The sequence below is a fragment of the uncultured Tateyamaria sp. genome, assembly GCF_947504105.1.
In the GTDB taxonomy this organism is placed as follows: Bacteria; Pseudomonadota; Alphaproteobacteria; order Rhodobacterales; family Rhodobacteraceae; genus Tateyamaria.
In genome coordinates this window covers 1-10,840 of record NZ_CANNGP010000077.1, presented here as the reverse complement: position 1 = coordinate 10,840, position 10,840 = coordinate 1, and the positions used below count along the sequence as shown (strand labels likewise).

General features: G+C 54.2%; 10 protein-coding genes. 5 read left to right on the top strand and 5 right to left on the bottom strand.

Annotated features, from left to right (window positions below; genetic code table 11):
* Positions 1-165: 165 nt before the first annotated feature.
* Positions 166-450, bottom strand: a complete 285-nt coding sequence (locus Q1A75_RS24340) for a recombinase family protein (RefSeq protein WP_366142229.1) — start codon at positions 448-450, stop codon at positions 166-168.
* 226 nt (positions 451-676) lie between these two features.
* Here Q1A75_RS24340 and Q1A75_RS22645 point away from each other — a divergent pair, with 226 nt between their 5' ends.
* The gene (locus Q1A75_RS22645; RefSeq protein WP_299554926.1) at positions 677-1,144 is read left to right on the top strand and encodes a GNAT family N-acetyltransferase; all 468 of its coding nucleotides are present in this window, start codon (positions 677-679) and stop codon (positions 1,142-1,144) included.
* A 41-nt stretch (positions 1,145-1,185) separates the two neighbouring features.
* Here Q1A75_RS22645 and Q1A75_RS22640 read toward each other — a convergent pair whose 3' ends face one another.
* Positions 1,186-4,290, bottom strand: coding sequence for a hypothetical protein (locus tag Q1A75_RS22640; RefSeq protein WP_299554923.1), 3,105 nt, complete (start codon positions 4,288-4,290; stop codon positions 1,186-1,188).
* A gap of 425 nt (positions 4,291-4,715) precedes the next feature.
* The gene (locus Q1A75_RS22635; RefSeq protein WP_299554920.1) at positions 4,716-5,258 is read right to left on the bottom strand and encodes a hypothetical protein; all 543 of its coding nucleotides are present in this window, start codon (positions 5,256-5,258) and stop codon (positions 4,716-4,718) included.
* A 786-nt stretch (positions 5,259-6,044) separates the two neighbouring features.
* Between Q1A75_RS22635 and plsY the strand changes: the two genes are divergently transcribed.
* Positions 6,045-6,704, top strand: a complete 660-nt coding sequence (gene plsY / locus Q1A75_RS22630) for a glycerol-3-phosphate 1-O-acyltransferase PlsY (RefSeq protein WP_299554917.1) — start codon at positions 6,045-6,047, stop codon at positions 6,702-6,704.
* 168 nt (positions 6,705-6,872) lie between these two features.
* Here plsY and Q1A75_RS22625 read toward each other — a convergent pair whose 3' ends face one another.
* Positions 6,873-7,817: a LysR substrate-binding domain-containing protein gene (locus Q1A75_RS22625; protein WP_299554914.1), complete on the bottom strand. Its 945-nt coding sequence runs from the start codon at positions 7,815-7,817 to the stop codon at positions 6,873-6,875.
* Between the two features lie 93 nt (positions 7,818-7,910).
* On the opposite strand from Q1A75_RS22625, the gene Q1A75_RS22620 reads away from it, so the two are divergent.
* The gene (locus Q1A75_RS22620) at positions 7,911-8,906 is read left to right on the top strand and encodes a glutathione S-transferase C-terminal domain-containing protein (protein ID WP_299554911.1); all 996 of its coding nucleotides are present in this window, start codon (positions 7,911-7,913) and stop codon (positions 8,904-8,906) included.
* 199 nt (positions 8,907-9,105) lie between these two features.
* Here Q1A75_RS22620 and Q1A75_RS22615 read toward each other — a convergent pair whose 3' ends face one another.
* Complete coding sequence (locus Q1A75_RS22615) at positions 9,106-10,254, bottom strand: hypothetical protein (RefSeq protein ID WP_299554908.1); 1,149 nt, start codon at positions 10,252-10,254, stop codon at positions 9,106-9,108.
* Here Q1A75_RS22615 and Q1A75_RS22610 point away from each other — a divergent pair.
* Both Q1A75_RS22610 and Q1A75_RS22605 read left to right on the top strand, forming a co-directional pair.
* The gene (locus Q1A75_RS22610) at positions 10,225-10,377 is read left to right on the top strand and encodes a hypothetical protein (RefSeq protein ID WP_299554905.1); all 153 of its coding nucleotides are present in this window, start codon (positions 10,225-10,227) and stop codon (positions 10,375-10,377) included. The two genes, Q1A75_RS22615 and Q1A75_RS22610, sit on opposite strands and share 30 nt — an antisense overlap.
* Positions 10,377-10,840: hypothetical protein (locus Q1A75_RS22605; RefSeq protein WP_299593148.1), on the top strand; the 464-nt coding region annotated here is incomplete at its 3' end. The genes Q1A75_RS22610 and Q1A75_RS22605, both read left to right, overlap by 1 nt.

Genomic DNA, 10,840 nt, shown 5'->3' with positions numbered 1-10,840 from the left:
TTTGGACAACCCATTTGGCTTAGATCTCCACGAGGAAGAGGATGAAATGCAAGAGATCGACGACTTCTTTAAAAATTGGTAGGACAGGGCGAGGTCCGCGAGGGAGTGAGATATTCGCCTCCCATCTTCGCCAGCATAGTGGCCAGTTCAACGGACGGGCACCGCTTACAGACCATTGGTTTTGGGACTTTGAGCGCGTTGGATCTGATCGCTGGATAACGCGCGAGGTCGGCCAGGCTTTGAACCGCGCGCGCGGGCTGCCGCAAGACCGTCCCGTGTACGCTGCCGGATGAGGTCGCGCTCAAATTCGGCCATCGCAGCACACATGTGAAACATCAAGCGCCCGGATGGCGATGATGTATCTATGTCTTCGCTCAAGGAACGGAAGTGCACCCTGATCTGTGCCAGTTTGTCTATCGTTTCAATCAGCTGCTTTAGGGAGCGCGCCAAGCGGTCAAACTGGACCTGTCACGCTTTAGTGCCGCCCCCAGTGCTCCGAGCGAGTATGGAGGGTATCGTTAACCGCAGATCGGTCCACACGGAGTTTGAAGCGCTGTCCGCGCATTTGCCTCCTGCAAGTGGTTCCGAAGACTTTGCTAGTATTCAGGCTCGGCTCGACGTGGCTAAATCGATAAGGTTGTTTGCCTAAGTGAATGGTCAGTGATGGACTCTGAGTGTGGTGAGACAATACCAGCGCTGGCATTTACGCTTGCGACCCTTTCGTCCTGACGATTTTCGGTTTCTGCAAGATTATGCCCTGAAGGAGTACTTTTGGCGCTTTTTGCCGCTAGAACGGCAAACATCTGACAGCGTCCGTTCATTTCTAGACCGTAGGTTGGAAGATGAATGGGGTGATGGTGGTTATCACTGTGCTGTTGAGTTGATCGACGCGCAACGATTGATCGGAACAGCACGTATTTCAGTCAAGGATATCACACATTGCAGTGGGGATATTGGTTATGCGCTGAATGAAAATTTTTCAGGCGAAGGTTACATGACCGAAGCTGTGCAGAAAATTTTGCAGATTGGATTCGATCAGCTTTACCTCGAACGCATTGCTCGGCGCAAGATTGCAGGCTGGACCGCAAGAAAGGAATCTCAATCCGTTGAACCCGACCTAACGCCTTCCGGCGATGACGGCTAGGTATTCATTCCCGTCGAAGGTATTCCTACCTTCACCAAAGCTCAGCTGAATATGAAATCCTCCGCCCTGAGTTGATTTGCAGTCACATCTGTCAACGTGATTATGTCATCATCGTCGTAAGCAATCCGCGCACCTGAAGAGGTGTCCGTAATAATCAAGTCGGCGAAGTTCAGCCCCGCAATTGTGAACTCAATACGATCTTCGCCGATCTCAAAGTCTGTAATCACATCTGTACCATTGTCTTTGGCAAAAACGAACACATCCAGATATGTGCCATGGCTGCCACCGGTCATGATATCGTCTCCGAAGCCCCCGATAAGACGATCTGAGCCCGTATCTCCGTAAAGAGTGTCGTTTCCCTTTCCGCCATCGACAATGTCGTCCCAACTCCCGCCGCGGATCAGATCTTCACCTGCACCACCGTACAGACTGTCATCGTCTTTCTGGCCAACCAGTCGGTCATTTCCGGCACCGCCGTACAGTTCATCTTTGCCATCGCTGCCATAGATGTTGTCGTTACCGTCTTCACCAAATACTTTGTCGTTCCCGCGACCACCGATTGATACGTCATTGCCCAAACCGAGGTGAACGATATCGTTTCCTCCATGTGCCCAGACTTCGTCGTCGCCATCTCCGGACTGGATAATGTTTGCACCTGTTGATCCGTTTAATGTGTCGCCGAATATCGATCCAATCAGGTTTTCAATGTGGCTCAACGTGTCACCTTCGGCGTGTCCGCCGGTTCCGAAACCTTGGAGAAGATTGATCAGAACAGCAGCATTGGACCCAAGGTAGGATGCCGTATCAGTCCCGCCTTGCCCGTCAAGAACGTCGGCTCCTGAACCACCCATGAGCAAGTCACTGGCGTTTCCACCTTGGAGAGTGTCGTTTCCGCCAAACCCTTTCAGGTCAACCGATTTTGTGACGCCAACCGAAGAAAGATGATTTGCCCGGGCGTCGCCATATGCACCATCTAATCCGTTTGCCGCCAAGTCTACGGAACTCGAAGACTTCCCACCTGTCGTTGCAAATTGCAGGGTTTGCCCGGTCTCAAATACAAGGTCGAAGCCAATATCGGTTTCAACGCGTTTGGTGCCATCCGCCACATAGGAAACGGCGACGTCGCCAACTCCGCCTAAAACAGTTTGACCGTTGCGGATGTAAGACGCTGTTCCCAGCAAAGAACTGTTGAACAGCTGCACGTTGTTGTCTTGGTCTGAATAATGCGTTTCATCATCATATGTGAGATTGATCTGGGTAAAGCCAAGCTCATCAAGAGTTTTAAGTTCACCCGCATCAGATACACCATTCAGATTTGCGTCCTGCCAAACCCGCAGCTCCGACCAAACGGCGTCTGCATTGCTCAAAACACTGTCGTTGTTCCCACCAAGTTCAGCTGAGGTATCAAAAAGAGCGAGCGCCTGAAGATCTGTGGCTCCGTCAAAATTAAGCCATTCAGACAAGACCAGTTCTGCGGTTTGATCAATTTTTCCGTCGCCTGTGCCGCGTGAACCATCAGCATTCAGGTCAATAACAAGAAATGCGTCGTCTACATCCACCCAATCTGTGTTTTCAAGAAAACCGTCACTGTCCATGTCAAAACTTACAGTGCCCTGGACCTCGATTTCGATACCATCCCCATCCATATCCAGGATAATCGGTTTGCCGCGGTCACTACCCTGACCATCGTTTGAATCATCGCGCCCAAAGACAGAACCGATTGCGTCACCGATGCCGCGCGCAACTTCTCCAATTGCGTTTCCGATACCGCGCGCCACATCGCCGATGGCATTCCCAATTCCACGACCGACATCCGCGATCCCACCAATTATGTCACCGTTGCTGAAGCTTTCCGCTGCATCCGAAAAGCCCTTGGACAGGCTTTGACCTGCGGACACAAAGCCATCGACCAGATCTCCAGCGGCATGAAATGCACCAGAAACAACATCGCCCACAGCATCACCGACATTACCAAGTTTATCGAAGAAGTTATTGTCGATGGAGTTTCCCAGAACACCGAGAGTGCCCGATTGGTTGTGAACACGCACACCTCCGGCAACGTAGGTATGCCAACCGAGAACCTCAAAGTTGTAGGTCTTCCACCCTTCTTGCACCTCTTCTTTGAATGCTACACTTCCGTTGGTCATCATCGTCCTGACTGACGAGCGCTCGAACATATGGGCAGTTTCGGCCGAGTATTTCATCGATGTCGCCTTGACAGAAATGATCTGGCCGCTTTCGTCGACGATCCGGGCATTGCCGCCGCCGAGCCGAACGAGGTGCCCGATTGCGGTGAAACTACCGGTTTCATCCAAAAATACGTGTCCAGGCGTGACGTGCAGCGGCGTACGGCCATCTGCGAAATCGAGACGAATAAATTCCTGTGTTACGCTTGTGTAGAGCCGAACAACCGGCTTTGTTTCGAGCGCGCCCCTGCCAAGGTCATCCCGCTCGGAAAAGCTGCTGACAAAAATGTCAGGGCGAATGCTTTCAATCGGAACTGACTTCCCGTCACCAACGGAGATCAAAGTCCCTGCAGGAAAGCAATCTGCTCCCCAATAGCCATTATGGTCGTAGATATGTGGGGCGAGGCCAGCTGCCATTTTTTGGGCCTGCTCGGTCGTCGTGCTCCCGACATAGGTATTCTTAACAGTGCCGTCGCTATTGTATTCGGTTCGCGTTACCGTTGCGCCGGTCGTATTTACGCCATCCGCCGGCGAGTATTCGACCCTAGCATAGCTTCCGTCAGAAAAAACTTCCACGTGATCGTATGTGCTTAGATTGCCATGCGGGCCCGAAGATTGCCCCCCTGCCGCAAAACCATAGGATAGTCCAAGGTTATCGGTGCCTATGCTAACACCGCCGAAGACACCTGTTGTTCCATCTGAAAAGCGAACGACGCCCGCATCAAAAACGCCATATTTTCCGCCGATGCGAACGTTGCCTTCGTTATCAATATTGGCAACAGGGTTTTGAGTGCTGGCACCAATCTCCCATGAGCCTTCATCTGTAATTTGATCGTATTGTCTTGAGAAATCAATATAGCCAATTCTCGCACTAAATGACGAGCTATTGTGTTGGATACCATCAGTGTAAAAATCAACGCCGTCCACAGTCGTGACATAACTTCCGTTTACTTCACCCATTTCTGTCTCCTGCACATAGTTACATTGATATATTGTCTTGTATTTACATAGGCTTGCACTCCCCCTGGCTTGCGATGCTGAATGGCTTATTCAGGTATGAATGCGACGCAAATCTTGCCGAACCGCCTTCGAAAATTGTCAGTAGATGAACTGTATTTCGCTCGAGGTGCGAAACATAAGAAACTGTACCGGAAACAATACCAGGAGCTTCATCAATTTGCTTTATTGCCTTGAGACTCATACTTGGCAAAACAAGTGTGGGTTGATTGCCCTCAGCGTTTTCCACCGAAATGTTTATGGGAGAGTCTTCAGAACATCCCGTGTCTTCATAGCAGTTTACCTGAAAAACACATGTATATCCGTCTGCTGCGGTCGCTGGAGCCACAGATAATATGATGGTAGTGGCGGTTAGAACAGGTAAAATCTTAAGTTGTTTTAACATAACTTCCCCCGACAAACTTGTAGCCGATGCGCTTTGCCAGCTTGTGAGCTTGGGCGAGGTTCACACCGGACGTGACATGAAACAGAATTTCTTTTGCGCCTCTGGCTTTTGACCAAGTTTCCACGCCACGAAACAGACCAAGGGCGATTTTGCCGCCTGACAGCGATGACCTGATTGTCCTGGAAACATTCATGTTGTGGATGGTGGTCAGAAGAACATGAGACCCAATGTGGTACTCGCCGACCGAGCAATAGACGAAACCAACCGCGTGGCCGTGCTTTTCAGCGATCATGACCGCGTGCCGCCTTTGGTCTTTGAATGCTGACCTCGCGATCTTGCGAACTTTGTGCGGGTTGAACGGTATGTAACGGAACCTGCTTTCTTTATGAGCTTCTTGTGCAAGATGCACGAGAGCTGGCAGGTCCGCATCAGAAGCCGCCAGCCGAAAAAATAGCTCTGCCCCTGTGGCGGCGTTCTTGGATGTAGAGCTCTCACCGTGTTTCGTTGGTTGCAACGTCTTCAACATTCCGCTCTCAACTCAAATCACTCTAAGACGGCTGACATTTCTTATCCCGAAAAGTGGTTTTTTGTAGCACTGAGTCTGAACATGAGCGGTAAATGGCTTAACGTCGGGGCTCAAAAGTGCCCGTCCGTTGAACCCGCTCAAGCATATCAGATGCTGGCGCAAACCGCGGGTCCTTCAGCCACGTGTGGATCATGTTCGCGTTGAGGGAATACCTCCGTGCCACTTGTGCGACCGACACTCCTGGAGGTGTCGTTTACTGACAAATCTCACGCTTCTCGTCATCCGACCAGGTTCGACGCTTCCGTCGTTTGCCCATTAAACCGCCTCTTAATTTCCACTTATTTTAATGGACATGACCTAACAACTCTTGGTAGAAAACATAGCATGAGGAGTTATCGATCAGTAGCCTTTGTTTTTCTAGGAGGGATGGTACAACGGAATCGCCCTCCTACTGACCGAGCAGGGCCTTTGGCTTGTACAAATCCCTAGGGCCAGAACGAAGATCGCAGCGCGATGTCAGACGCGCCTCGTCCCAACTTAAAGGACAAAACTCATAAGTTTCTGTCAGCAGCGATAACGACTGTTTTTGATACTGTAAAACCGTCAAAGCAGACCTTGGCGCAGTTGCAGCGAACTGGCGCTTCGTCCCGCATACCGGACCTGTAGAAATCACTCAGGCAATGACAGCAGTGCGGGACCTTCCTGCCGTTGGACTTTGCATGCCGAAGGTCCGCTTCATTGCTGTAGTGTCGGTACAAGTTACCAAATGAGGGGAAACGCATTGTGATGGCATTGCTGGCGGCATTCACGTCCACCTTTCTTGTAGGCTATCTGTTTGGCTCGCTTCCAACGGGCTATTTGGCTGGTCGTCTCTTCCGAGGCATCGATATCCGAGAACATGGCTCCTTATCGACTGGCGCTACAAACGTGCTTCGGGTCCTTGGGCCGTGGCCAGGAGCCTTAGTGCTCTGCATTGATTTTGTGAAAGGTTTCATCCCGGTCTGGCTCGCTGTTTCGATAGCTGACGCTTCTCTGCTCTACCTCAGCGAAACGTCCATGTATGCGCTCGGACCTTGGCTGATGGCAACTGCAGGTATTGCCACGATCATCGGGCACAGCCGTTCAGTCTGGCTGAACTTCACGGGCGGGAAGTCAGCCGCCACCGGATTAAGGGTTCTCTTTGCAATATCCGTACCCGTTGGACTGGTCGCGTCATTGGCTTTCATCTTATCACTAGCTGTCTCCAGAATAGTCTCACTCAGCTCGTTGATCGCCGCCGCCTTTTCTGCTGTTGCTGCGTTGGTTTTTGGTGAGGCATTTCCATTCCAACTCCTGATAGTATCAGGCGCAGCGCTCGTGTTTGCTTTGCACAGACAGAACATTCAGCGTTTATTTAGCGGCAACGAACCTATGATTGGAAAAAGTGGCGGCGATCCGGAGCCGTAGCGCCGAAGCAGTCATTCGTGCATCTTTGCAGCATCGGTCAAAGAGGGCTCTTGCAGCAAATTCGCCGCGATGCTGACGAAGGGCCGGTTCGGGAAATACCGCCATTCGCTGCGCCGTGCGCGAACCGGTAAGACGGCGAGACAAACCTGCCATTGGACGAATGTCCGTTTACGCTGTTTGGTCTTGCTCTTCACCTGAAATGGCAGTGGGCGCCTCGTCACATACATTCTGCGCTTCTGATAGCAGCCACCCCACCACGTTTTGCACCACTCGCCTTCGTCCGGTTTCAGGATTTGCAATGATCCAGTAGTTTGTGCCCAGGTCGAGTTCGACATCTCCGAACGGGCGGAGAAGCGAGCCACTCGCAACGCTTTCCTCGATCAGGCGACCCCGCGCAAGAGCCACGCCCTGGCCCTGTTCGGCCGCGCGGAGGATCAGGTCAGAGGATGTTAAACGTGGCCCCTTCCGAACGTCCAGCCGCTCCGGGCCGACATGCTTCCGCCAGATCCCCCAGGACGTTGACGGGTCGCGGTCGTGAAGCAAAGGCATGTCCAAGAGATCGTCAGTTTCCGATGGCTTGCCGAGTTTCTCCCAGAGGCCCGGGGACATAACGGGGAAGACCCGCTCGTCCATCAACGGGATGGGGTCGACGTCCTGCGAAGGTTGCGCCCCCATTCGGATGTTCAGATCAGCTCCTGTTGCCATCGGACTTTTTCGGGCCTGATCGACAAGGATCGACACCTCGATTTTCGGGTGCGTCTCGGTCAACCCTGGTAGTCGCGGCAGAAGCCACCGCATCGCGAACGAGGGCGTTGTGGCAATAGTGACAGAATTCGCGCTCGACCCTTCGCGCGTTACAAGGACGGAGGCTTCGAGGTTTTTCATTGCGTCCAGTGCAGCTTTGCTGAGCGCCACCCCTTCAGCAGAAAAGATGAGGGCCCTTTGCCCATCACGGTTCTCGAACAGCGGAACCTCAAGCCACGCTTCCAGATCACGCAAGGCTCGGCTGACGACGGAGTGCTGAATCCCGAGAAGACGCCCGGCGGGGCGTATCCCGCCGGTTTCATAAACGGCCGCAAGGGCGCGCAGGAGGGTGAGAGGCAAGTCACGCATGGTGACTTTGATAGACCGAAACCGGCGTGTTTGTGAACAGACGGAGAGGGCGATTTCCAATATCTTGGGATCAGGAAAGGACGGCCTATGGGAATGCTGATCGACGGAGTCTGGTGTGATGAAACGGACCGATACATGCAGGGTGGCGTGTTCAAGCGCGAGGCGTCGGTGCTGGCGACTCTTTCGGCGCAAGAACTCGCCGCTCGTTTGCATGACAATACCAACGTCGTTCTAATCGTTTCGCCGAGCTGCCCCTGGTCCCATCGCACGACACTCATCCGTGTGCTCAAGGGCCTCGAAAACATCTCCGTCGCAATGGCCGGTGGCCCAAGAGTTGAAGGCTACACCCTGACCGATTTTCAGGACCCCGATCCGGACGCGGAGCCCATGCGACACGTCCATCGGCTCTATACTGCCACCGATCCGACCTACACGGGACGCGCGACAGTGCCGTTGCTTTGGGACAAACGCACGCGCAGAATTCTCTCAAATTCATCGGCGGTTATCGCGCGGGCGCTCGATCAGATCGGGAACAGTTGGCGACTTGTGCCTAAAATGCTGGCAGGCGAGATCGATGCCCTGAACACGCGCATTTACGAAGGGCTTGCCAACGCCGTCTACCGCGCCGGATTCGCCACTGCACGGCGTGCCTACGTGGAGGCCACCCGTGACGTGTTCGCAACGCTCGATTGGTTGGAATCGCACCTGGCCAATCGTCGTTGTCTCTTCAGCCAACAGGTCACCGAGTCCGATCTGTTCCTGTTCGCAACACTCGTCAGGTTCGATGCGGTCTATGCGCCGCTCTTTCGATGCACGCGGCGGCGGTTGGTCGAATATCCAGCCCTCTGGGCCTATGCGCGTGATGTCTATTCCTGGCCGGGCATCGCCGAAACGTTCGACTTTGAAGCCAACCTGACGGGCTATTTCCTGAGCGACACTGACAACAATCCGCACGGGATCGTGCCTGAACTGCCCGATACTGACTGGGCCGAACAGCATAGACGCGACCGGCTGGGGGTATTGACCGTTTGGCAGGACAGTGCGCTGATCCCATTTGAACATTTCACAGGGGCCGATTATGCAGCCTGATGTTCGCCCCGACCTGCGGGCAGGACTTCTGGCCTGGCTCATCACAGTGATTGTCGGAGCGGGCTGGCAACTCGCCACACGGTTCGGTGTCACGACGACGCTGACGCCAATCGACCTCGCGCTCCTGCGCTACGTGATCCCCGCACTTGCCCTGTTTCCAATTCTGATACGGCACGGCTTTTGGGCCAAGGACCGGTCCTTATGGATACTTGCGCTGATCGTCATAGGCGGTGGGGGCCCAGGCGGCGAAGGAGGCACGCCAGCGGATGACTGTGTTGCCGTCGCCATCCGTCTGACGCAACCGCTCGAAACTCTCTTTGATGCGCCCATTGTGCGTCGGTGCCGTCCAGGCAAGCAATCGTGCCAATTGCTCGCGAAACACTTGCCCCGCAAAGCCGCCGCTTTCCATCAGGATCGAACAGCGCCACGAGATCTTGGTGCCGTTGGCGATCACACGGCGGATCAACTCGTTGAATTGCACAACAATCTCGGGTGGCAGCACGATATCAAAGCCGGAAAACACACTATTGCCGATCCGCACGATCTTACCGTCGATCACATCTGCATGGTCAGTGAAGATTTGCTCGGACAGTTTGGGCCAGACAAGGTTGGAGATGTCCTTGCGTTTGATGCTGCGCCCCAAGCTCGGCAACCGCGCTTTGAGATAGTCGCCCGGTAGCGTTGCCCGCCAGGGATGGTTCAGACCCAATGTGTCCGGAGCCACAATCTTGCGGATCGCGTTCAGCGCCTCATAGTTGTCCAAGAGATCAAGCGCGATCCCGGCCGCACTGAAGTCCCGTCCCAGGGCGGTGACAAAACTGTCATGGCGGATGGCGAGACCTTCGAGAGCTGTATCGGGGATCTGACCAAGTGAGATCGGTGGTGCTGCATTCAAGACCTTGGTGCGTTGTTTCTGGCTGGCGCTGCGATCTTCGGCGGTCAGCAGGGACGGACGCGACCAGAGGGCGAGATAACAGCGTTCGCCGTAGAGCTTGGAGGGAAGCAGCTTGCGTCGCTCATCCAGCAAATCATGCAGATCAAGCGCGTTATCGCGGGCAACCCGCGCACTGTCCTCGATGATGGTCTCCACCTCGCGGGTGCCAAGTTCTGGCGAGTGCCCAAACCAAAACTGTAGCGCCAGTCCCGGTTTGGAGAAAAACGGCGAGAGACCCACCCACAGCCGGTCGCAGGCCTCGGTCACATCTTCTTCTCCCGGCAGTGAGCGGAACCCGTCGAGCCGGAAGAGCGACATCATCGATCCGTCATCGGCCACATTGTCCGCGAAGGCATCAATGATCGCGGCGTCTATGAATGGATCGTGCAGATCCTGCTGCGTGTCACCTATCAATCAGCCTCCGAAGTGACGGGTCAGAACTTCATGATCACCGTCAATATCGAGCGGCTGCAAACCTATGAATCCCCCTATGCGATGGCCATCTCCCGCTTCATCGCGGCTCCTGGAGGTGCCTGATGCAAACCACATACCGATCCTCAAAGCGGCTTCGCCTATCGAGTAGTTCTATCGCCCTCGTCTTTGGCTTGATAATAGCCCTGAACCTGACCCACCAGGCTCAGGCGCAGCAAGTTCAGCTTGATGCCAGCGGCGATGAGACCGTCTCGCCCGGAAACGAAGTTCAAACCCCCCTGCCCCAACCAACCAATAGACCAACCGCGACCTTGCCCGGTCAAGGCGACGGCACGACCGTTGTCAACATCGAGAACGGTGGGAACCAAGTGCCTGCGCAGCAAGACCTGCCAACAGGAACCGAACCGCTCACGCAGAACGAAATCAACCAACGCCTGCAGCCGGACCAGCCCCAACAGCCGCAAACGCTAACCGGAGACTTCCCGATCGTCGGCGCGCAAGAGCTGCTTCAAAGCCTTGATGATCTCGACCGTCCGCTGACGCCCGAAGAAATCACCGCCTATGGCGC

Excerpts from the sequence above, each read along its gene's own strand:
- plsY (WP_299554917.1), top strand. The coding sequence starts at position 6,045 with ATGGCATTGCTGGCGGCATTCACGTCCACCTTTCTTGTAGGCTATCTG.
- Q1A75_RS22625 (WP_299554914.1), bottom strand. The coding sequence starts at position 7,817 with ATGCGTGACTTGCCTCTCACCCTCCTGCGCGCCCTTGCGGCCGTTTAT.
- Q1A75_RS22640 (WP_299554923.1), bottom strand. The coding sequence starts at position 4,290 with ATGGGTGAAGTAAACGGAAGTTATGTCACGACTGTGGACGGCGTTGAT.
- Q1A75_RS22635 (WP_299554920.1), bottom strand. The coding sequence starts at position 5,258 with ATGTTGAAGACGTTGCAACCAACGAAACACGGTGAGAGCTCTACATCC.
- Q1A75_RS22620 (WP_299554911.1), top strand. The coding sequence starts at position 7,911 with ATGCTGATCGACGGAGTCTGGTGTGATGAAACGGACCGATACATGCAG.